This is a genomic window from Mesorhizobium sp. WSM4821, assembly GCF_055901555.1.
This window is the reverse complement of sequence record NZ_CM148371.1, coordinates 6,480,759-6,503,447: the sequence shown is the minus strand read 5'-3', so window position 1 is coordinate 6,503,447 and position 22,689 is coordinate 6,480,759. Positions and strand designations below refer to the sequence as shown.

The 22,689-nt window shown below is 61.7% G+C and carries 19 protein-coding genes and 1 pseudogene; 12 read left to right on the top strand and 8 right to left on the bottom strand.

The genetic code is table 11. The features are described 5' to 3' along the window. Position 1: 1 nt before the first annotated feature. The 3 genes from AC0NID_RS31750 to thrC are packed head-to-tail and all read right to left on the bottom strand — an operon-like array spanning position 2 to position 3,318. Positions 2-598, bottom strand: a complete 597-nt coding sequence (locus AC0NID_RS31750) for a GNAT family N-acetyltransferase (RefSeq protein ID WP_473454183.1) — start codon at positions 596-598, stop codon at positions 2-4. Between the two features lie 15 nt (positions 599-613). Then, complete coding sequence (locus AC0NID_RS31745; RefSeq protein ID WP_473454182.1) at positions 614-1,906, bottom strand: M16 family metallopeptidase; 1,293 nt, start codon at positions 1,904-1,906, stop codon at positions 614-616. Between the two features lie 14 nt (positions 1,907-1,920). Beyond that, a complete protein-coding gene (thrC, locus tag AC0NID_RS31740) occupies positions 1,921-3,318 on the bottom strand; it encodes a threonine synthase (protein ID WP_473454181.1) in 1,398 nt (465 codons plus the stop codon). A 128-nt stretch (positions 3,319-3,446) separates the two neighbouring features. Between thrC and AC0NID_RS31735 the strand changes: the two genes are divergently transcribed. Beyond that, the gene (locus AC0NID_RS31735; RefSeq protein WP_473454180.1) at positions 3,447-4,121 is read left to right on the top strand and encodes a hypothetical protein; all 675 of its coding nucleotides are present in this window, start codon (positions 3,447-3,449) and stop codon (positions 4,119-4,121) included. Positions 4,122-4,161: 40 nt separating this feature from the next. Here the strand turns inward: AC0NID_RS31735 and AC0NID_RS31730 are convergent, their stop codons facing one another. Further along, a complete protein-coding gene (locus tag AC0NID_RS31730; RefSeq protein WP_473454179.1) occupies positions 4,162-4,851 on the bottom strand; it encodes an HAD family hydrolase in 690 nt (229 codons plus the stop codon). A 172-nt stretch (positions 4,852-5,023) separates the two neighbouring features. On the opposite strand from AC0NID_RS31730, the gene AC0NID_RS31725 reads away from it, so the two are divergent. Then, positions 5,024-6,157 carry a DNA methyltransferase gene (locus AC0NID_RS31725; protein ID WP_473454178.1) on the top strand — a complete coding sequence of 378 codons (1,134 nt, stop codon included), beginning with the start codon at positions 5,024-5,026 and terminating at the stop codon, positions 6,155-6,157. A gap of 110 nt (positions 6,158-6,267) precedes the next feature. Here the strand turns inward: AC0NID_RS31725 and vapC are convergent. The 4 genes and pseudogenes from vapC to mutY all read right to left on the bottom strand — a co-directional run bounded on the left by vapC (position 6,268) and on the right by mutY (position 8,993). Next, positions 6,268-6,648: pseudogene (gene vapC / locus AC0NID_RS31720) on the bottom strand (type II toxin-antitoxin system VapC family toxin). Continuing rightward, positions 6,645-6,857, bottom strand: coding sequence for a type II toxin-antitoxin system VapB family antitoxin (locus AC0NID_RS31715; RefSeq protein ID WP_473454177.1), 213 nt, complete (start codon positions 6,855-6,857; stop codon positions 6,645-6,647). Before AC0NID_RS31715 ends, vapC begins: the two are co-directional and overlap by 4 nt. 286 nt (positions 6,858-7,143) lie before the next feature. Then, on the bottom strand, positions 7,144-7,755 hold the full coding sequence (locus tag AC0NID_RS31710) for an HAD family hydrolase (RefSeq protein WP_473454176.1): 612 nt from the start codon (positions 7,753-7,755) through the stop codon (positions 7,144-7,146). 53 nt (positions 7,756-7,808) lie between these two features. Next, entirely contained in the window at positions 7,809-8,993 is a 1,185-nt protein-coding gene (gene mutY / locus AC0NID_RS31705; protein ID WP_473454175.1) for an A/G-specific adenine glycosylase, read from the bottom strand. Positions 8,994-9,049: 56 nt separating this feature from the next. On the opposite strand from mutY, the gene AC0NID_RS31700 reads away from it, so the two are divergent. The 10 genes from AC0NID_RS31700 (at position 9,050) to AC0NID_RS31655 (ending at position 22,594) form a co-directional block, all read left to right on the top strand. Beyond that, on the top strand, positions 9,050-9,547 hold the full coding sequence (locus tag AC0NID_RS31700; RefSeq protein ID WP_473454174.1) for a DUF721 domain-containing protein: 498 nt from the start codon (positions 9,050-9,052) through the stop codon (positions 9,545-9,547). A 133-nt stretch (positions 9,548-9,680) separates the two neighbouring features. Beyond that, positions 9,681-10,433, top strand: a complete 753-nt coding sequence (locus AC0NID_RS31695) for a DsbA family protein (protein ID WP_473454173.1) — start codon at positions 9,681-9,683, stop codon at positions 10,431-10,433. 117 nt (positions 10,434-10,550) lie between these two features. Next, positions 10,551-14,009: a chromosome segregation protein SMC gene (gene smc / locus AC0NID_RS31690; RefSeq protein WP_473454172.1), complete on the top strand. Its 3,459-nt coding sequence runs from the start codon at positions 10,551-10,553 to the stop codon at positions 14,007-14,009. Positions 14,010-14,185: 176 nt separating this feature from the next. Continuing rightward, entirely contained in the window at positions 14,186-15,172 is a 987-nt protein-coding gene (locus AC0NID_RS31685) for an NAD-dependent epimerase/dehydratase family protein (protein WP_473454171.1), read from the top strand. A 354-nt stretch (positions 15,173-15,526) separates the two neighbouring features. Beyond that, a complete protein-coding gene (locus AC0NID_RS31680) occupies positions 15,527-16,567 on the top strand; it encodes a GSU2403 family nucleotidyltransferase fold protein (protein ID WP_473454170.1) in 1,041 nt (346 codons plus the stop codon). 492 nt (positions 16,568-17,059) lie between these two features. Beyond that, positions 17,060-18,520: a phospholipase D-like domain-containing protein gene (locus AC0NID_RS31675; RefSeq protein ID WP_473454169.1), complete on the top strand. Its 1,461-nt coding sequence runs from the start codon at positions 17,060-17,062 to the stop codon at positions 18,518-18,520. Positions 18,521-18,678: 158 nt separating this feature from the next. Next, positions 18,679-19,479 carry an endonuclease/exonuclease/phosphatase family protein gene (locus AC0NID_RS31670; RefSeq protein ID WP_473454168.1) on the top strand — a complete coding sequence of 267 codons (801 nt, stop codon included), beginning with the start codon at positions 18,679-18,681 and terminating at the stop codon, positions 19,477-19,479. Between the two features lie 292 nt (positions 19,480-19,771). Continuing rightward, entirely contained in the window at positions 19,772-20,713 is a 942-nt protein-coding gene (locus AC0NID_RS31665) for a TRAP transporter substrate-binding protein (RefSeq protein ID WP_473454167.1), read from the top strand. A gap of 97 nt (positions 20,714-20,810) precedes the next feature. Next, a complete protein-coding gene (locus tag AC0NID_RS31660) occupies positions 20,811-21,293 on the top strand; it encodes a TRAP transporter small permease (protein WP_473454166.1) in 483 nt (160 codons plus the stop codon). Then, on the top strand, positions 21,290-22,594 hold the full coding sequence (locus AC0NID_RS31655; RefSeq protein ID WP_473454165.1) for a TRAP transporter large permease: 1,305 nt from the start codon (positions 21,290-21,292) through the stop codon (positions 22,592-22,594). The genes AC0NID_RS31660 and AC0NID_RS31655 overlap by 4 nt, the downstream gene beginning before the upstream one ends. Positions 22,595-22,689: the final 95 nt, after the last annotated feature.

Genomic DNA, 22,689 nt, shown 5'->3' with positions numbered 1-22,689 from the left:
ATCAGTCCTTCGTTCCCGCACCCGGCGGATCGTTCTCGATCCGGGCGTAGAGGTAATGGTCCTGCCAGATGCCGTTGATCCTGAGATAGGATCGCAGAAGTCCTTCGCGCCGGAATCCGGCTTTTTCAAGCACACGGATAGACCGGGCGTTGTCCGGAATACAGGCAGCTTCGATCCGGTGCAACCTCAGCACATCGAAGGCAAAGCGCACCACCACCTTGACCGCGTCGGTCATCAGGCCGCGGCCGCTGTAGCGCTCGCCGACCCAATAGCCGACATGGCCGCTTTGCGCGACGCCGTGGCGGATGTTGCCGAGGGTGATTCCACCGACAAGCTTGCCGCTGCTTTTCTCGAAGATGAAGAAAGCTATCGCCGTTCCCTGAGCGTAATCTTCGCGATAGCGGCTGAGGCGATGCCGCCAAGCCGTGCGGTCGAGCTCGTCGGGGTTCCACCGCGGCTCCCACGGCTCCAGGAAGGCGCGGCTTTCCCCACGCAGCGCCGACCATTCGCGATAGTCGTTGGTCAGCGGCACGCGCAGCGTGACCTGGTCGCCCTTCAGTGCCGGCAGGTCGCGGCGAAAGAAAGGGAGCGCGAACATGACGCTTTGATGGACTTAGACGGCGAGCTTTCGGGCCGTGGTCTGCGTGCCCGAAAGCGAGTCGAGGATCGCCTCGTAGGGAGCGAGCGTGCCCACCGGTCCGACGGCAGTCAGCGTCGGCTTGGTCGAAAACAGCCGCGACGACAGGTCCGTCAGCCGCTCCACCGTCAGCGCCGCCAGCCGTTCCATCAGCTCTTCCTTGGCGATCGGCCGGCCGAACAGAAGCATTTGCCTGGCGATCTGCGAGGCGCGGCTGGCCGGGCTTTCAGCGGACATGATCAGGCCCGCGCGGTACTGGGCGCGTGCCCGGTCGAGTTCCTCCTGCAGGATGCTCTCGCCGGCCTTCTGCAGCTCATCGATGACCACCGGCACCAGTTCGGCGATGTCGCTCTGCCCGGTCGCGGCATGGACGCCGAATATACCGGTGTCGGAAAACCCCCAGTGGAAGGCATAGACCGAATAGCAAAGCCCGCGCTTTTCGCGGACCTCCTGGAAAAGACGTGACGACATGCCGCCGCCAAGGATCATCGACAGCACCTGCGAGGCGTAGAAGTCGCGGACATGGTAGGCGCGGCCCTCGAACCCCAGCACGATCTGCGCGTCCATCAGGTCGCGGTCCTCGCGGAAATCGCCGCCGACATATTGCGCATATTGCGGCATCGTGTTGTCGGACTTGCTGCGGAAACCGCCGAGATGCTTCTCGACCTCGCGCACGAAATTGTCGTGCTTGATGTCGCCGGCGGCGACGACCACCATCCGCTCGGCGCCATATTGCCGTTCGATGAACTTGTGCAATTGCTTCGAGGTGAAGGATTTGACGGTCTCCGGCGTGCCGAGGATCGAGCGGCCGATCGTCTGGTGGCGGAAGGCCGTCTCGGTGAAGCGGTCGAAAACGACATCGTCGGGTGTATCGTGAGCGGCGCCGATTTCCTGCAGGATCACATGCTGCTCGCGCTCCAGCTCCTGCGGGTCGAATTCGGATTCCTGCAAAATGTCGGAGAGGATATCGACGGCCAGGGGCACGTCGTCGCTCAGCACCCTGGCATAGTAAGAGGTGGTCTCGACACTGGTGGCGGCATTGATCTCGCCGCCGACATCCTCGATTTCCGAGGCGATCTCGAAGGCACTGCGCCTTCTGGTTCCCTTGAACGCCATATGTTCAAGCAGGTGGGCCATTCCGTGCTCTTCGTTACGCTCGTTGCGGGCTCCTGATTTGACCCAGGCGCCAAGAGCGACGGATTCGAGGCTTGGAAGGGTTTCGGTGGCGACCGTCAGGCCGTTCGACAGACGGCTTACCTCAACACCCATATAGCAAATACTCCCTAACTTGCCGCCCGCGTGTGGCGGCTAACATAATCTTCCACCATTTTCAGGTCGGATGGAAGTACCGTGTATTTTTCCTCGGCGCTCATCAACCCGCCTAGCCAAGCGGGCAGGGCAGGCGACACGCCGCTGGCGGTTTCGACGGCGGCGGGAAATTTTGCCGGATGGGCGGTGCCCAGCACCACCATGGGCACGGCATTGACGGTGTTTGCAACCGCGACATGCATGGCCGCGGCCGTGTGCGGGTCGAGCAGATAGCCGCTGGCCGTAAGCGTCGAGCGGATCGTGGCGGCCACTTCGTCCATCGTCGAACGGCCGGCATCGAACTCGGAGCGGATCCTGGCGATCTCGTCCGCCTCGATGGTGAAGGCGCCGGACTGCTTGAGGCCGCTCATGTAACGCCGCACCGTCGAGGCATTGCGGCCGGCCGCCTCGAACAGCAAGCGCTCGAAATTCGAAGAGACCTGGATGTCCATCGACGGCGACGTGGTCGAAAAGACGTCCTTGGTACGATACTCGCCGCTCGACAGCGCGCGCGCCAGAATGTCGTTGTCATTGGTGGCGATGATCAGCCGCTCGATCGGCAGCCCCATCCTCTTGGCGGCGTAGCCGGCGAAGATGTCGCCGAAATTGCCGGTCGGCACAGTGAAGGAAACCGGCCGGTCGGGCGCCCCGAGCGAGAGCGCCGATGAGAAATAATAGACAATCTGGGCCATGATGCGGGCCCAGTTGATCGAATTGACCCCGGACAGCGACACCCGGTCGCGAAAACCGTGATCGTTGAACATGTCCTTCACCAGGCCCTGGCAATCGTCGAAATTGCCTTCGACCGCCAGTGCATGGACATTTGCGGCGGTGGATGTCGTCATCTGCCGCTGCTGCACCGGCGAGACCCGGCCGTGCGGGAAAAGAACGAAGATGTCGGTGCGGTTGCGCCCGGCGAAGGCATCGATGGCGGCCCCGCCTGTGTCGCCGGACGTGGCGCCGACAATGGTGGCGCGCTGGCCGCGTTCGGCAAGCACATGATCCATCAGCCGGGCGAGAAGCTGCATGGCCACGTCCTTGAAGGCAAGCGTCGGGCCGTGGAAGAGCTCCAGCACGAAAATATTCGACCCGGTCTGCACCAACGGGCAGACGGCTTGGTGACGAAAGGTCGCATAGGCTTCGCGCACCAGGCGTTCGAAGACCGGCATCGCGATCTCGCCGCCGAGAAACGGCAACAGCACGCGAATGGCGAGGTCGGGATAGGCAAGGCCGCGCATGGCGCGGATCTCGGCCGCAGAAAACTGCGGCCAGCTCTCAGGCACATAAAGCCCGCCATCGCGCGCCAGTCCCGCCAGTACCGCGTCGCAAAATCCAAGCACGGGCGCTTCCCCGCGGGTACTCACATATTGCATCGTCACATGTCCATTGCTGCCGGGCGGTTTCGTCTTCGGCAAAGTGGTTAATTTCGGCGCTTGCTCAGTCGCATTTTTGCCGCGCGGTTGATATACGTCACCCGCTTTGCGAGAGGGAAGTGCAGTTCATGGCGTTTCATTCATTCAATGGTCGTTTTATCGCGGGTCTGGCGCTCACCGGCTTTATGCTTGCCGCCGCCGGCTGCCAATCAGGCGGCAATGGCATCCTCGGCTTTGGAAAGAAGGACACGACGCCGCCGCCACCGCCGGACCCCAAGGTTCTCGCCAGCCAATTGCAGGCCTATTGTCCGAAAGTGACGCTGCGCGACGGCACCGCCTTCTTCAGCACCTATGCCAAGGGCAACCAAAAGGCCAAGAAAAAAGCCGCCGCCCAGGACGCCGAAGTTGCCGCGCTTGACGCAAGCGAGCAGCAGGACGATTCCGCCAAGGTCATCTATCAGGCCTCGATCACCGATGTGAGCCGCGACTGCAACCGTGCCAACGGCTTGCTGACGATGAAGATCGGCGTCGCCGGCAAGGTCGTTCCGGGACCGATGTTCAGCCCGGGCACCATCACCATGCCGATCCGGGTCGCCGTGATGCGTGGCACGGAAATTCTTTACTCGCAGCTTCACCAACATCAGGTCCAGGTTACCGATCCCTCGAGCGCCACCCAGTTCGTCTTCACCGATTCGAACGTCGTCGTGCCGGAGCCGGCTGCACGGGATTACCAGGCGTTTGCCGGCTATGACGAAGGCCCGCCGAAGAAGACCGACAAGAAGAAGGCTGCCGCCACGCAATAAGCGCTGCATTGGAGGCGCGCGTCGGGCTGGACGCGCTGCCTCACGCATCCGCCGACCACTCCGACAGGGCCGCGATCACGCTGTTCAGTTCCGCCCAGCGGCGGATGACCGTTTCGGCGCCGGCCTCGGTCAGCGCGTCGGCATGTCCAAGATAGCTGTGCGCCCCTCCCGTGAAGCCGATCACACGCATGCCGGCTGTCCGGGCGCCGGTCACGCCATGCACGGAATCCTCGATAACGAAAGTGTTCGCCGGCTCGGCCTTGAGCTTTTCCGCGGCAAAGAGGAACACGTCGGGCGCCGGCTTCGATTTTCCGCTCGGTGTTTCCAGCGCCGAAAAAATATGGCCGGCGAAAAACGGCAGCAGATGCACCTTCTCCAGCATGAACTCGATCCGCTCGGTGCGCGAATTCGAGCAGACGCAGCGCGGCGCGGTCACCATGGCGACTGCCTCGCGCACCCCGTCGACGGCGCGCACGTCGCTGCGCAGCTTGCGATCCACCAGGTCTTCGGCACGATCGATCAGCGAAGCCTGGAACGGGATGCGGGACTTCTCCTCGACCCGCATCATGATGTCCTTGAAGGTCAGTCCGGCATAGGTCTCGGAAATCTCCTCGGCCGATATCTCGTAACCGGCCAAGGTCAGAAGCTCGGCTTCGATGCGCGCGGCGATGATTTCGGAATCGACGAGCACGCCGTCGCAATCGAAGATGACAAGGTCTGGCTGGGGCATGGCAAATCCGGAAAGCGGGAGGGAGGCTGAGATGCTCAGGCGGCGCGGCATACACCAACAGGCCGGTCTTCGCAAATTACCTCAGGTCCGAACTCTCAGCCTTCACCGAATATTTACGCTGATCGGTAACCATAACAGGGAGTAAACAGTAACGCGTGCTTTGGGTGTCACAATGTCTGCCGTGCGTCTTCTCGACGAGCTTTCCCATGCTCCCCAGCAGTCCGAATGGCTGGATACGATCCTGAAGGGCGACTGTGTCGCCGCGCTCGACCGCCTGCCCGAAAGATCCATCGACGTGATCTTTGCCGATCCGCCCTACAATCTGCAGCTCGAAGGCGATCTGCACCGGCCCGACCAGTCCAAGGTCGATGCCGTCGACGACGACTGGGACCAGTTCGCGAGTTTCGAGGTCTACGACGCCTTCACCCGCGCCTGGCTGCTGGCGGCGCGCCGCGTGCTGAAACCCAATGGCACCATCTGGGTCATCGGCTCCTACCACAACATTTTCAGGGTCGGTGCCAAGATGCAGGATCTGGGCTTCTGGATCCTCAACGATGTCGTCTGGCGCAAGACCAACCCGATGCCGAATTTCCGCGGCCGCCGCTTCCAGAACGCCCATGAGACGATGATCTGGGCCTCGCGCGATCAAAAGGGCAAGGGCTACACCTTCAACTACGAAGCGCTGAAGGCGTCGAACGATGACATCCAGATGCGTTCCGACTGGCTGTTTCCGATCTGCACCGGAGCCGAGCGCCTCAAGAACGAAAATGGCGACAAGCTGCATCCCACGCAAAAGCCCGAAGCGCTGCTCGCCCGTATCATGATGGCCTCGACCAAGCCCGGCGATATCGTGCTCGATCCATTCTTCGGCTCCGGCACCACCGGCGCGGTGGCCAAGCGCCTCGGCCGTCATTTCGTCGGCATCGAGCGCGAGCAGACCTATATCGACGCCGCCAACGAGCGCATCGATGCAGTCCGGCCGCTGAATGGCGCTGATCTTACCGTGCTAACCGGCAAGCGCGCCGAGCCGCGTGTCGCTTTCGTCAGCCTCATCGACACCGGACTGGTGCTGCCGGGCGCCACGCTCTACGACGCCAAGAAGCGTTGGGCCGCCAAGGTACGCGCCGACGGGACGGTGGCGATCGGCGACAGTGCGGGGTCGATCCACAAGATCGGCGCGCAGGTGCAGGGGCTGGACGCCTGCAATGGCTGGACCTTCTGGCACTATGAGCGCAGCGGCGGCCTGACCCCGATCGATGAGCTTCGCCGCATTGCCCGCCTCGGCATGGAGCGGGCAGGGGCCTGACAATAACGCCATCGCGATCTCATTGCACATCGTTTCCGAAGGAAGCAGGATTGCTTTCTTGACCGAGGAGTGCCGCGAAGCGCTCCGCCAGTCCCGCCATCGGGTCTTCGTCAAGCGAGTTGCAGACCAAGGTAATGAACCATCGGGTCGAAGTCTCGGTCGTCATGCAACAGCGCGTGGCCGCCCTGAATGCAGAATGTGCCGATGATCATATCGATTGTCTTACGGATGGTGATGCCCCGCTGCCGAAGCATGCGGTAGTTCCGTTCAGCTTCGACTGCCGTCGCCGGACCCAACATCGGTACAATAGCGAACTGTCGAAGGTCGCTCGATCAGTTGGGCATGCGGTTCGTTGCGCGCGCCTTGTAGCACTTCCAGCAGGATCAAGTCTCCGACCGGAATCTCCTGAGTGTCATCGAGATGCCTGAGCTTGCCGACCGAGACGCTGTCCGTATTGCGCGGGTCCAGGCGGAACTGTCGACAACGATCATCGATTCTGATCGGGCAAACGGCCTTCCCGCATGGTGTCAAGATCGCCGTCCCAGCAGGCGCCGGCAAGGGCGGCGATAGCCATATCTTGCCGGTGCCGGCGCACCAAAGTGCGCAAGGCCGCCTCAATCGTCGCTTTCTTGGTCTTGAGGCCGGAGGCGGCCATGGCCTCCGCCATCAGTCTGTCATCGAGTTCGATGTTGGTTCGCATGGCGACGCTCAATGTGTGTAAATTGGACTAATTATACACATCCTGCTCCTGACCAACAAAGCCGTCACGCCGACAACCGTCACGCTGACGGCCGCTGCCTCGCGCTTGTTCCATCCGGCAGCTCTTTGAATTGATCCAGAAAATTAGTGTCTCGGCGGCCGCACCACCGTCACACCGCCGTCTTACCCGTCGGCTTGCCCGCTTTCGAGTCAGAGGACAAATACAAATTCAGATCTTTGCGCGGTTTGAAGAGGTAATCAGTCGAGCCTGTCGAAGTGGAATCAAATCACGCGCTGATCCCCAGGCGATCGAGGTCCGCTTCGAGCGTCCTGGCGTCGGTGAACAGCACCGACTGCCAGCCGGCCGCCTTGGCGCCGTCGACATTTTTCTGGCTGTCGTCGATGAACAGCGTGGCCGCGGGCTCGAGGCCGAATGCGGCGACGTGATGGTCGTAAATGCCGCGATCCGGCTTGATCATGCCGATCTCGCCCGAAATGGTCACTCCACGCGGCCGGTTGAGAAAGTCGAAACGCCGCCGGGCTTCGGCAAGCGTGTCGGCAGCGAAATTGGTCAGCATGGTGACATCATGGCCGCTCTCGATCAGACCGATCATGATGGCGACGCTGTCGTCATAGGCGTGAGGCACCATTTCGTGCCAGTGGCGGCGGAAGTTGCGGATGTTCTCCGCGTGATGGGGATGCTGAGCGATTGCCAGTGCCTCGGCCTCTTCCCAGGTCCGCCCGCGATCCTGCTCGATGTTCCAGTCATGCGTGCAGACATTGTCGAAGAACCATTTCCGCTCCTGCGCGTCGGGGATCAATCGGCTGAAGGGCAAGTTCGGATCGTAGTGGATCAGCACCCTGCCGATGTCGAAAACGATGTGGCGGATTTCAGTCATTCTTGTCCTCGTTCGATGCAATTCAATGTCGAGCGATTCAACGCGCGAGCAATTCAATGCGGACTCTGCTTCTTCGTCGCGCCCGGTATCGCCGCTTCGATTACCTTTTTCATGACGGTGGGCAGCGCTTCCCCGGAAATTTCCTGGGCTAGCGACCAGAAGTGCCCCACCGGCGCGCCGCCATCGGTCATCGTCTTGAAGACGTCGAGCTCGAGCGCGAAATGGGTGAAGACATGGCCAATCCGTCCGGCAAGCCGCCAGTCGCCGGGGAAGGGTGCCGCCGCGTCGGTGGTGGCGCCGTCGACCCTCGCGGTCCAGCCGGAGGTCGGCACCTCGGTCATGCCGCTGAGCAGGCCTTTATCCGCGCGCTTGCGCAAAAGGATGGCGCCGTCAGGCCTCAACGCAACGAAGGCAGCCCCGCGCCGCAATGGTTTCTCGCCCTTCGGCAGGCGCACCGGGAAGCGTTCGGGATCGCCCGAAACAGTCGCGCTGCAATCCTCGCGCAGCGGGCACAGCATGCAGCGCGGCCGGCGCGGCGTGCAGACCGTCGCGCCCAGATCCATCATCGCCTGGGCGAAATCGCCCGGCCTGGTTCCGGGAACCATGCGCTCGACATAGGTGCGGATGTCGCCCTTGGCTTCGCTCAGCGGCGTGGCGATCGAAAACAGCCGGGAAACGACCCGTTCGACATTGCCGTCGACGACCGCGGCGGGCTCGTCAAAGGCGATCGCCGCGATCGCTGCCGCCGTGTAGGCGCCGATACCGGGCAACGCCCTCAGACCCGCTTGCGTATCGGGAAACCTGCCGCCTTGCCGTGCCACGAGATCGGCGCAGGCCTTGAGATTGCGCGCGCGGGAATAATAGCCGAGCCCGGCCCAGGCCTTCATGACATCCTCGGTCGGTGCCGCGGCCAGCGCGTTGATATCAGGCCATTTCTGGACAAAGGCCTGGAAATAGGATCTTACCGCTTCGACCGTGGTCTGCTGCAGCATGACTTCCGAAAGCCAGACTCGGTAGGGATCGGGCCGCGTACCGCGTGCCAGCTCTCGAGGCGCGATGCGCCACGGCAAATCGCGGTGATGCGCGTCGTACCAGGCAAGCAGGCGGAACGCGATCTCGCCGCTATCTCCGGATCCAGCTTTGTTGGTATCCCCAGACGCAGCTTTGCTGGTGTCCCCAGACGCAGCTTTGCTGCTGTCTCCGGATGCAGTCTTGCGGGTCTGGTCGTGCAGTGCCATTGATCGAGGACTGGCCTAAGCGATGAAATGGTGAAGGTCGTGACTGGAGAACGCACATGGCAGGGAAAAGAGCCTTCGGCAATCCCGTTCCGGTGAGCGATCTCGCAACCGAGATCCTCGATCCGGTGTTGCGCAAGCGAGCCGGCATGTCGATCGGGCTCGTCCAGTCGTGGGAAGAGATTGCCGGGCCGCGACTCGCCGGCTGCTCGCGCCCGGAAAAGATCCAGTGGCCGCGCCGCATGCATGAAGACGATCCGTTCGAGCCGGCAGTGCTGGTCATCGCCTGCGAGGGCATGGCCGCGCTCCATCTGCAGCACGAGACCGGCGAGATCATCAACCGGGTCAACGCCTTTCTCGGCTTCAACGCTATCGGCCGCATCAGAATCGTGCAAAAGCCGGTGGCAGCGGACAAGGGGCGGCCTAAGCCAAGCTTGCGGCCGCTGACCGCGGCCGAGAAGGCAAAACTGTCGGGCACTGTCGGATTGATCGAGGATGACGGGCTGCGCGCTTCGCTGGAGCGGCTCGGCGCCACAATTCTCGGCCAAAAGAAGTGAAGAACTCGCGCTTTCGTGATCGCGTCTACAAGATTTGGCGATTGGAATGGGGACGGCAATGCCTTAATTCGCGCCAACTCTCGCCTTTTCTAGCCTTTGCATTGCAAAATCCAACCATTGTCAGGTGATTCGTATGCTTCGTCCCCCGTTTAGCAAAAGCTTGTCCCGCAGAAACCTCCTGTCTTCGCTGGCTGCCATTCCGGCGGTGGTTCTGCTCGGCGCATGCAGCGACTCGGGCGAAAAACCCGTCGCGCAGGATGTCGAGCCTGCTGCTCCCGCCGATCCGGCGAAGCCGGCCACTCCGGCTGCTCCGGCCGCCGCCAAGGCGCCAGAAGCCCAAGGCACGGTGGACATGGCGGCATTGCTGAAGCCCGGCGCACTGCCCGACGCGCAACTGGGCAAGGACGACGCCAAGGTCACCATCGTCGAATATGCCTCGATGACCTGTCCGCATTGCGCGCATTTCCACGAAACCACACTCCCGGAGCTGAAGACGAAATATATCGACACCGGCAAGGCTCGCCTTATCCTGCGCGAATTTCCGTTCGACCCCAGCGCCGAGGCCGGTTTCATGCTGGCGCGCTGCTCCAAGGACAATTATTTCCCGATGGTGGACGTTCTGTTCAAGCAGCAGGCAAACTGGGCAGGTGGCGGCAATGTCAAGGATGCCCTGCTGCAAATCTCCAAGATGGCCGGTTTTACACAGGAGTCCTTCGAGGCCTGCTTGACGGACCAGAAACTTCTGGACGATGTGAGGTCGGTCCAGAAGCGCGGCGCCGATGAATTCAAGGTCGACTCGACGCCGACCTTCTTTATCAACGGAAAGACCTACAAGGGGGCGCTGTCGATTGCAGAAATGTCGGCCATCATCGACCCTCTGCTCTGACGTTTCGGCAGCGCCGAAGCGGCGACGCTTCGGCGTGCGCGCCTTTTTGTCGTGCCGCGGGTTGTTGTTGCAAAACCGCGGAACACTTTTGCCGACCCCGTTTATGGGGCAGCGCGAATGAAGTTCTCGCGCCTTCGCCTGCTCGGTTTCAAGTCCTTCGTCGAACCCGGCGAGTTCGTCATCGAACGCGGCCTGACCGGCATCGTCGGGCCGAATGGCTGCGGCAAGTCGAACCTTGTCGAGGCGCTGCGCTGGGTGATGGGCGAAAGCTCGTACAAGAACATGCGTGCGTCCGGCATGGACGACGTGATCTTTTCCGGTTCGGGAACGCGTCCGGCCCGCAACACAGCTGAAGTCACGCTATTCCTCGACAACAGCGACCGTACCGCTCCCTCCGCCTTCAACGACGCGGACGAGTTGCAGGTTTCGCGCCGCATCGAGCGCGAGGCCGGTTCGCTCTACCGCATCAACGGCAAGGAAGCCCGCGCCAAGGACGTGCAGCTGCTTTTCGCCGACCAGTCGACCGGCGCGCGCTCGCCCTCGATGGTCGGGCAAGGCCGCATCGGCGAGCTGATCCAGGCAAAGCCGCAGGCGCGACGCGCCCTGCTGGAAGAGGCGGCCGGAATTTCGGGGCTGCACACCCGCCGCCATGAGGCCGAGCTGCGGCTGAAGGCGGCCGAGCAGAATCTGGAACGGCTGGACGACGTCGTCGGCGAACTGGAAAGCCAGATCGAAAGCCTGAAGCGCCAGGCCCGCCAGGCATCGCGGTTCAAGAATCTGTCGGCCGATATCCGCAAGGCCGAAGCGACGCTGCTGCATCTGCGCTGGACGCTGGCCAAGACGCAGGAAGGCGAGGCGCGCTCGGCGCTGGCGATTGCCACGGCACTGGTAGGCGAGCGCGCCGCCGCCCAGATGGCCGCCGCCAGGGAGCAAGGGATCGGTGCCCACCGATTACCGGACCTGCGCGATGCGGAAGCCGCCGCCGCTGCCGCCTTCCAGCGCCTGTCGATCGCCAAGACGCAGATCGAAGAGGAAGCCGGCCGCATCCGCGCCCGTCATGAGGAACTCGACCGCCGGCTCCAGCAGCTCGACGGCGACATCGCACGCGAGGAGCGGATGGTCCGCGACAATGCGGATATCCTCGAACGCCTTGTCACCGAAGAAGCCGCGCTCAATACCGAAAACGCCGGCGCCGGCGAGCGCGAGGCCAACACCCGCGCCGCCTTCGAGCAGGCGGCGTCGACGCTTGCCGCGAGTGAAGCCAAACTCGCCGGGTTGACGGCCGAACGGGCGGAGGCCGCCGCTTCCCGCAATCAGATCGAACGAACACTGCGCGACACTGCCGAGCGCCGCGACCGCTTCGCCCGCCAACTCGCCGATGTCGACCGGGAATTGTCCGACATCGCCTCCAGGGTCGCTGGCCTGCCCGATCCTGCCGAGAAGCGGCTTCTGGTCGAACAGGCCCAGGCGCTGCTGGAGGAGACCGAAGCCGCAGCCATTGCCGCCGAACAGGCTGTCGCCGAGGCGCGTGCGGCGGAAAGCGATGCCCGCCCGCCGGTTCAGGATGCAAAGGCCGAACTGGCGCGGATCGAAACCGAGGCCCGCACGCTGGCCAAGATCCTCAATGCCGCCAGCGGCGACCTTTTCCCCTCCGTCCTGGAGCAGATCAGCGTCGAGCGCGGCTACGAAACGGCGCTTGGCGCGGCGCTTGGAGAGGATCTCGACGTGCCACTCGACCGCAGCGCGCCGGTGCATTGGGGCCAGAGCGAGATCCGGCCCGGCGACGCCGCACTGCCCGAAGGCATCAAGAGCCTAGCCAGTGTAGTCCGCGCGCCGGCGCAGCTGGCCCGCCGGTTGGCGCAGATCGGCATCATCGAGGCAAACGACGGAAGGCGGCTGCAGGCGCTGCTTGCTCCTGGGCAGCGGCTGGTCAGCCGTGAAGGGGCGCTCTGGCGTTGGGACGGGTTCACCGCCAGCGCCGACGCGCCGACCAAGGCCGCGCAACGGCTGGCGCAGAAAAATCGGCTGGCCGAACTCGACGCCGAGGCGGTCCACGCGACCCGCATCCTGCGCCAGGCCGAAGAGGCTCTTGCCCATGCCGAACAGGCGCTTGCCCAGGCGAGCGAGGCCGAGCGCAACGCCCGTCAGGCCGGGCGTGATGCCCAGCATGGGCTGGACGCCGCCCGCAACGTGCTGGCCGAGGCCGAGAAGGCCGGCGGCGAGCTGTCGAGCCGACGCGCAGCACTTGACGAGGCGCGCGCGCGCATCGTCGACAGTCATGAAGAGACGGAGGCGGCTTTTGTCGAGGCGGAAATGCTGCTGCAAAGCGCTCCCGATCTCGGCGATCTGCAGTTGCAGCTCGAACAGTCGACCGCCAACGTCGCTCGCGACCGTGCCACCCTTGCCGATGCACGCGCCGTCCATGAAGGTTTGAGGCGGGAAGCAGAGGCGCGGGTGCGCCGCCTCGACGCCATCGGCGCGGAACGCCGCAACTGGCTGGAGCGCGCCGAAAACGCCTCGACGCAGATCGAAGCACTCGGCGAACGCAAGGCCGAGGCCGAGGCCGAGCGCGAAAGACTGGCCGACGCACCCGACGAGATCGACGCCAAGCGGCGCGCCTTGCTGTCGCAGCTTGCCGAGGCCGAAAGCCTGCGCCAGGCAGCCGGCGATCGTTTGCAGGAAGCGGAGAACCGGCAGTCCGAACTGGACAAGGCCGCGACATCGGCGATCCAGTCGCTGGCCGAAGCGCGCGAATCCCGTGTCCGCGCCGAAGAGCGGCTGACCGCTGCCGACGAAAGGCGGCTCGAGGTAGAAGCGCGTATCCAGGAAACGCTTAACACGCCGCCGCATCTGGTTATCCGTCATACCGGTCTGGAGGCCGACAGCCCGATGCCGGAGATGGCCGAGATCGAGCGTCAGCTCGACCGGCTGAAGATCGAGCGCGAGCGGCTGGGCGCGGTCAATCTGCGCGCCGAGGAAGAACAGAAGGAATTGTCTGACCGGCTGGAGACCATCGTTTCCGAACGTGAGGACATCATCGAGGCCATCCGCAAGCTGCGGCAGGCGATCCAGAGCCTGAATCGCGAAGGCCGCGAACGGCTGCTGGCTGCCTTCGACGTCGTCAATGGCCATTTCCAGCGGCTGTTTTCGCATCTGTTCGGTGGCGGCACGGCGGAACTGCAGCTGATCGAGTCCGACGACCCGCTCGAGGCCGGTCTCGAAATCCTTGCGCGGCCACCGGGCAAGAAACCGCAGACCATGACGCTGCTTTCCGGCGGCGAGCAGGCCTTGACGGCGATGTCGCTGATCTTCGCCGTGTTCCTGACCAATCCGGCGCCGATCTGCGTGCTCGACGAAGTCGACGCACCGCTCGACGACCACAATGTCGAGCGTTTCTGCAATCTGATGGACGAAATGGCCGCCACCACAGAGACGCGCTTCGTCATCATCACGCACAACCCGATCACCATGGCCCGCATGAACCGGCTGTTCGGGGTGACCATGGCCGAACAGGGCGTCAGCCAGCTCGTCTCGGTCGACCTGCAGGCGGCCGAGGCCATGCGCGAGGCGAGCTGACGCGTCGATCGCAGAGCTTGTCGGTAGCGCCTATCCGGGCTTTCGGCTATAGCACGAACTGGGTCGTCGCCCTTCATTCGGATGTAGCATTTTGATGCTGTTGTCGCGGATGGTCCTTTCCGAAATCGATCTCGATTTGGCGATCATGTGCTAGTCCCCACGCATGGAGAATTTCGTTGCCAGTACTTGTCACCGGAGCCGCGGGATTCATCGGCAGCCATGTTTGCCATCACCTTCTGAACAGGGGGGAAGCGGTCGTCGGCGTCGACAACATGAACGACTATTACGACCTGGCTCTTAAGGAGGGGCGGCTCGCCCGCCTTCAGCCCCGCAAGGATTTTTCGTTTCATCAGATCGACATCGCCGAACAGGGCGCGCTCGCCACGGCACTGGCAGGGCAAGACATAACCAGGATTATCCATCTCGCCGCCCAGGCGGGCGTGCGCCATTCGCTCGACAATCCGCGGCTCTATGTCCGCTCCAATGTCGTCGGTCATCTCGAAATGCTCGAATTCTGTCGTGCGCAGCCCGCATTCGAGCATCTGGTCTATGCCTCGTCGAGTTCGGTCTATGGCGGCAATCGCAAGGTTCCGTTCAGCGAGACCGATCAGGTCGACAGCCCGGTCTCACTCTACGCCGCCACCAAAAAAGCCGATGAATTGATGAGCCATACCTACGCCCATCTCTTCGGGGTGCCGCAGACGGGCTTGCGATTTTTCACCGTCTACGGCCCCTGGGGCCGGCCAGACATGGCCTATTGGATATTCACCAAGGCGATGCTCGAGGGCAAGCCCATCCGGGTGTTCAACGATGGCGAGATGTGGCGGGATTTCACTTACGTAGACGATGTGGTGCGGGCCGTCGTTGCCGTGCTCGACAAGCCGCCCACGGCCGACGTTCCGCCCAGCAGGCTCTACAATGTCGGCAACAACCGGCCGGTACGGCTGGCCGATTTCATCGACACTCTGGAAAAACTGCTCGGTGTAAAGGCGATCCGCCAAAGCGAGCCGATGCAAAGCAGCGACGTCGAGCGGACCTATGCGGACATGACCGCGCTGGAGCGGGATTTCGGCTTCAAGCCGAGCGTTTCGACAGAAGATGGGCTGAAGAAATTTGTCGACTGGTACCGGTCGGAATGGGCTGCAGGATCAACAACAAGGTGACTGCGGACTGAGTGTCGTAGTTGCCCGCGCCCTTCTTCATCTACAACCCACGGCCGCACATACCGATGCGAACTTCCGGGCTAGTGATCGGAACGGCGTGGCGATCCTCTGCGATCGTTGAGTGGGGCATCGACCAGTGCCGCCGAAAGGTCTGGATCTGGGTGGATCGGGGACGCCCCCGGCATCGGTGATGAGCTGACGCAATCGCGATGATCGTCAGACTGCATAAATTCGCAATTAATACAGTAACATCAACAGTGTCGATTGAATTTTAGAGGAACTGTTGCACGGGGTCGCTCCACCGGCTATTGTGGCGTGCAACACTTCTGGGCAAATTTCGGGATAACTGTTGAGGTGACTGATTTTATTGAATTAAATAATGACCAGCGTCGCGAGAAAGTCAATTCCGACCAACGCTTCACTGCGCTTAAGGAGGCCCAAAGAAAGGCGACGGGCTTTCGCGGATCCCTTGTCTGGCACACCGTGAACGGCATCGACCACCTGATGCGAAGCTACTACGACTCCACCGGTGCACGACGCCAGAAGGTGGAAGGTCGGCGCTCGCCAGCGACCGAAGCTCAGAAAGCGGATTGGGAAGTAGCTCGCGCGTCTGCCCAAGAGACGCTCTCCGCGCGACAGGAGCAGATTGAGCGTCAATCTGCTGTCAATCGAGCGCTCAGGCTCGGACGAGTTCCCTTCCTCGCCGCAAGAATTATCAGGGCAATCGATGAAGCCGGTCTTCTCGGCGAAGGCATTCGTATTGCTGGAACGAATGCGATCTATGCCTACGAAGCGGCGGCCGGAGTGTTCGTGGACCCAGGGATCACGTCGACGGAAGACATTGACCTCCTCATGGATGCGCGCCAATCCCTCAGAATCGTGGCTGGGACCAACGTCGAAGCTGGAGCGCTCATCAACCTTTTGCGAAAGGTCGATCGATCCTTCGAGCGTTCATCCGCGACGTTCCGCGCAGTAAACCGCGACGGATATCTGGTCGATCTAATCAAGCCGCTTGCAAACCCGGCGTGGAAACAGAGTCGCCAGACTGTTGGGAAGGCCGACGACGAATTGGTGGCTGCGGAGATCGCCGGCTTGGCATGGCTGGAAAATGCCCCTGCTTTCGAAGCAATCGCGATCGATGAAAAAGGTGGACCGTTACGCCTCATCGTTCCCGATCCCCGGATTTTTGCCGCTCACAAATTCTGGGTCTCGAAACGAGCTGATCGCGAGCCAATCAAGCGCCGTCGCGACTTGGCCCAGGCGCAAGCTGTTGCCCGACTCACGACGCAATATCTCGAGCATCTCCCGTACGAAGCAAGCGAGCTTCGAGTCCTTCCCCGGGCGGTTTTCGACGGGGCCCATCATTTGTTCTCGCAATCAGCTTCGACGCCGTGAACGTGGGAAGTACAGATTGGTCCCTGGTGGTGCCGGCCGGCCGGCCAATCTGTTACACCTACCAATTTCGCCATATCAGCGTCGCCAGCCTCGCCTTCGGCGTCGTCACTCCGCCCGTCTTCCGTCGATGGCCTCGGCCTCGATGAATTCCGTCGGCTCGTCATGCGGTGAGTTGGTTAAGCTCGGATTGTTCGACCTCGGACAACGACACCTGGTTCGCGATTGCGCCGCCTTCAGGCCTTGGAAGGTGCCATAGGATACATCGAGCACGATATCGACCCATCTCCAGCCTTCCCGCTTCAACGCCTCGGCCGCGCAAGGTGCGTCGCCGTTGAACGGAATGGTGCCGATGTACCTGCTGATGGGCGCTTTCGCCTGGCGCCGTGAACAGGTTTGCCGCAGGCCGGCGTGGGCTTCCCAAGGTCTATTGAGTATCAGCGCCGGGAATGAGCTGCATTGCGTTCTGCAACCGCTCGCTGGATAGTTCTGGCGATGTTGCAGACCTTAATGACTCATTGGCCCCAGATCCTCGCGATCATTTCGGTGGTGATGGCGACCATCGGCATCATCCACGCCATAATGACGAAGGAAGACGTCCGCGCCGCCACAGGTTGGGTCGGCGTGATGTTCCTGTCGCCGTTCCTTGGCGTGATCATCTACGCCGTTGCCGGCATAAACCGTATCCGTCGTGCAACGATCAGCGCCATGCGGCCCCTTTCCAACGAGGCGGCTTCCGCAAAACATGAGCGCGACATTGCCGCCGAGGAATTGATTGCCGAGCGGTACGGCCAACGCTTCACCGGCCTGAAGACATTGGGCGACAGGGTGGCACGGCGGGCCCTGACCTCGGGGAACGCAATTGCGATATTGGAGACAGGTGACGAGGCCTATGCCGCAATGTGCCGAGCGATTGATAGCGCTCAACACAGCGTCCTTCTGGAGACCTATATCTTCGACAATGACGATGTTGGGCGGCTTTTCGTGAAATCTCTCGCCGGAGCCGTCCAGCGGGGTGTCAGCGTTCGCGTGCTGATCGATGCGGTGGGGGCACGTTACTCCGTCCCCAGCATTCTTGGGCATCTGCGAGCGGCAAAAATCACAGCCGCCCTGTTCAACGGCAACATCGTCATGGGCCTGCGTCTTCCCTACGCCAATCTCAGAACGCACCGGAAGATCCTGGTTGTCGACGGAACGATTGCGTTCACCGGAGGGATGAACATCCGAAAAGGATTCTCAGCCGAGTTCGCCGGCTCCTCCAGCGCGAGGGATACGCATTTTCAGGTCACCGGGCCGGTTGTGGCCGACCTTTTTTCGGTTGCTGCCGAAGATTGGCGCTTCGCAAGCGGCGAGCACCTGAAAGGCGACATCTGGCAAGTGGCCACGTTTCCCGCGGCTCACGGACAGCGAGTGCTGGCGCGGGCGGTTGCGTCCGGGCCGGACGCCAGCATCGAAACGAACCACAAATTGCTGATCGGGGCATTTTCCGTCGCTCGCAAATCGATCCGCATCATGTCGCCCTATTTCCTGCCGGATCGGGAACTGGTCAGCGCTCTGACGACCGCGGCCAGGCGAGGCGTCGAGATCGACATCGTGGTGCCGGCGGTGAACAATCTCTTCCTTGTCGACCGCGCGATGACAGCGCAATTCGATCAGGTCCTGAAGCACTACTGCCGCGTATGGCGCACGGCGGGCTCGTTCGATCATTCGAAGCTGCTGTCGGTCGATGGGGTCTGGGCCTATATAGGATCGTCCAATCTTGATGCCCGGTCCCTGCGGCTGAATTTTGAAATTGATGTGGAGGTTCTTGATGCAGGCTTTGCCGCCGAGATTGAAGCGCGGATCGGATCGGCAATCGCCTCCGCGGCGCCCGTCACGATCGAAACCCTGAGAGCCCGGCCACTCATCGTTCGCCTGTTCGACCGAGTGTTGTGGCTTGGTTCGCCCTACCTTTAGCGGTTTGTTCGTTCTGCCGGAGGAATTTGGGTGACGCAGCCATCGTTCGACCTCACTTTATGGCCGCATCTCGTCAGGGCATGGAGGCAATGCTTGCCGATCCTGTTTGAGTGAGACAAAGCTACGTATTGAAGGCAGTGAGGACGAGCAGCAGATTCATGCAAAGAACTGGACGTAGCTTGCCTGCAAGTGTGCTCAAATCCATTCGCGACAGAAAAAAGCACAGGGCGATGGCCGCGCCGTCCGAAGGGACACGCCCCGCAGGCACTTTGGTCGCATCTTACAACGTTCACAAATGCGTGGGCATCGACAGAAAGTTCGATCCTGAACGAATCGGTCGCGTCATCCGGGAAATCGGCCCCGATGTCATTGCGTTGCAGGAAGCGGACAATCGCTTTGGAGATCGTGCCGGCCTTCTGGACCTGCCACGTCTCGAATTGGAAACAGGCCTGGTGCCGGTGCCGGTGTCCGGAAACGGCAAAGGGCACGGCTGGCACGGCAACGTTCTGCTTTTAAAACGCGGCATCGTGCGCGATGTCCATCAGATAGAGCTCCCGGGGCTGGAGCCGCGCGGAGCCCTGGTTGCCGAAATCGATCTGGATGGGAAACGAACGCTGCGCATCATCGCAGCCCATCTCGGATTGCTGCGCCGATCGCGCTCCGAACAGGCCCGTGTCGTGCTCGATATCATGAACAGTCCGGACGAAAAGCCAACACTGCTGCTTGGCGATTTGAACGAATGGCGACTAGGAAACCGTTCCGCGCTAAATACGCTGCACACGACTTTCGGTCCCGCGCTGCCGGCGGTTCCCACCTTTCCATCGCGTCTGCCGCTGCTGGCGCTCGACCGGATCATGGCAAATCGGCACGGAATGATCTCAACCGTTGAAGCCCACGATACGCCGCTTTCGCGGGTCGCCTCCGATCATCTGCCGCTCACAGCTTTCGTTCGTCTGTGACTAGATGGCCAGTTCCATGGGTGGAGATCGCTGCAGCGCATTTCGCGTCCCTCTGCACGTGAGGCAAGAAATGCGCTGGTTCGACCTATCAAAGCAGAGTTATTGACCCGGCGGCCCGCGCAGATATAGTTCGGCTGATAACATCCGCGCGCAGGGTTGTGCAAAAAGCGGAGCTGTAAGATCACGTCGACCAGCGTTTGGCCGGAGGCGTGTCGGGAGGAAAACGATGCCAAATATTCGGAAGTCATTTTTGACGATATTTGCCTGCGGTCTTGGCTGGGTAGTTCCACTTGTGATCGACTCGTCCGCAGCTGCCCAGATCAAGCTGGTCGGCGCCAGTCAATTCAACGAAGATCACGCATTCACCAAGACCATGCGCAAGTTCGAACAACTGGTTCAAGCTTGTTATACCGACGAGCCGATCGAATTCGAAATGCATCTCAATTCGGAGCTCGGTCTGGAAAAGGATTACGTCGCCTTCATGAATCAAGGTATCTCGGTCGACTACGCCGTCGCGTCACCGGCGCATATGTCGACCTTCTCCCAGATGGCTCCGCTGATGGACATGCCATTCCTGTTCCGCGACGAGGATCACTGGCGCAAAGTGCTGGAAGCCGATGCCCTCAAGCCGGTGGCCGACGACATTCTAGAAAAGGCCGACATCCGCCTTCTGGGCTATGCCGGAGGCGGCACACGGAATATCTTCGCCAACAAAGCGGTCACCAACATGGCAGAACTGGCTGGCCTTCCGATCCGGATGCAGGGAGCGCCGATCTGGACGCGGGTCTTCGATGCCCTCGGCGCGGCGCCGACGGTAATCGCCTATGACGAGGTCTACAACGCAATCCAGACCGGTGTGATTGCCGCCGGCGAGAACGAGGCGGCGGGCGTGGAGCAGATGAAGTTCTACGAAGTCGGCCCGCACTTGTCTCTGACCAAGCACGCTATCACCATCCGTCCCCTGCTCATCTCAAACAAAACCTATCAGAAGCTGCCGGAGAAACTGCAGCGCTGCATCGATGAAGCCGGCGCGGAGGCTGGAAAATTCGGCCGGGAGATCGAGAACGGCGAGGACTCCGCGAAAGTCAAGGCGATGGAGGAGAAGGGATGGCTGCAGACACACGAGTTCACCGAGCGCGACAAGATGCTCGATGCGGCCACGCCCGTGCTGGAGGCCTATGCCGGGGAACTCGGTGCCGGCGACGTTTTGAAGGCGATTCAGGCGATCAAGTAGCGCCGGCTCTTCGCACTGCACAGGGTCAGCTGCGGTTGGCCCTGCTTTCTCCCTCCGGCAATCCGGCCACACTCTGAAACGTACGGCGGCAACGTCCATGACCAGGGTTCTCGACGCGATTCATAATGCGCTCAAGATCGTGCTAGGCGTGTTGGTGGGCGGATTGTTGGTGCCTGTTTCAATGCAGGTTCTGTCGCGCTTTACCGGGCTTCTCCCCCGCTACATCTGGACCGAGGAAATTGCGCGTTTCTGCTTTGTCTGGATGATCATGGTGGGTGCGATCGTCGCGGTCCGCGACGGTTCGCATTTCGACCTCGACCTGCTGCCGACCAGCAATAATCGAAGAACCGAAGCAGCCAAGCGGATCCTCGTTAACCTGCTGATGCTGGTCGTTGCCCTGGTCTTCGTCTGGTACGGATGGAAGCTGATCGAGTTCGGCTGGTTTCAGACTTCCGAGATCGCCGCCCTCCCCATGAACTCGATCTATGTCGCTTGGCCCCTCGCAGGGGTGCTCTTCACGGCGTTTATCCTTGAAAAGCTTGTTCGCGATTTGAGCATCCTGATGGCGCGCGCACAGTGACCCCGCTCGTCGTCTCGTCGATCCTGTTCGGGCTCTTCCTACTATTCATCCTGTTGCGCGTCCCGGTTGCCTTCGCGCTGGCGCTGGCCTGTCTACCGATCTTTTTCTTGGAACCGCGGCTGACGCCGATCCTGCTCCTCCAGGCAATGTTCAAATCCTACAATGCATTTGTTCTGCTGGCGGTGCCTTTCTTCCTGCTCGCCGCCAACCTGATGAACGCCGCGGGGATTACCGACAGGCTGATCCGCCTGTCACGTGCTCTCGTCGGCCACCTGCCGGGTGGGCTCGGGCATGTCAACGTAGTGGTATCCATGCTCTTCGCCGGAATTTCGGGGAGCTCTACGGCCGACGCCGCCGGCATCGGGTCGCTGATCATTCCGCAGATGAAAAAAGAGGGCTTCACCGCCTCCTTTTCTGTCGCAGTGACGGCCTGCTCTTCCGTCATGGGCGTGATCATTCCGCCATCGATCCTGATGATCGTCTGGGGCGGCCTCATGTCTGTATCGATCGGCGGGCTCTTTCTCGCCGGCGTCGTTCCCGGCGTCCTGATCGGACTTGCTCAGATGGTGACCGTTTACGTCTACGCGCGCCAGCGCGGGATGGGAATGCACGAGCGTGCCACCGCTCGCGAACTCGCCAAAGCCACCGCCAGCGCCTTCCTGGCGCTGCTCACGCCGGTCATCATTGTTGGCGGCATCGTAGGCGGCTTCTTCACGCCGACAGAGGCATCAGTCGTTGCGGCCATTTATGCGCTAGTGCTCGGCCTGCTGGTCTATCGCACACTGGACCTGAAGGAGATAGGGCGCATCTTTTACGATACCGGCCGCTTCGCCGCGATTGCATTGTTCTGCATCGGGACGGCAAGTGCCTTCGGATTTATTCTCGCCTATTTCAAGGTACCCGCCGCGCTCGTCGCCGTCGTCCAGGCAATGGATCTCGGCGTTACCGAGATGGGATTGGCAGTCGCCATTGCGTTCCTGGTCATCGGCTGCTTCATCGATGCCATTCCCGCGATCGTCATTCTTGGTACCGTTCTCTTTCCAGTCGCCCAGTCCGTCGGAATGCACCCCATCCATTTCGCCATCATCGGCATCGTCAGCCTCGCCTTCGGCCTCGTCACTCCGCCTTACGGCCTCTGCCTGCTCATCGCCTGCTCTATCGGGCAGATCTCGATCCGGCACGCGATGCGCGACGTAGTCATTCTTCTCCTGCCCATGCTCGGAATTCTCATCCTTATCGTTTTCTTTCCGTCCATTTCTCTCTGGCTGCCCCGCCTGCTGATGCCACGTTTCGTGGACTGATAGCGCCCTCGGGACCGTCTGGAAGAAACATAACAACGCCGACGGCGAGCATGTTTCTCGACATCGCGCGGATTGGTCCACCCTCGTCCGGGGAA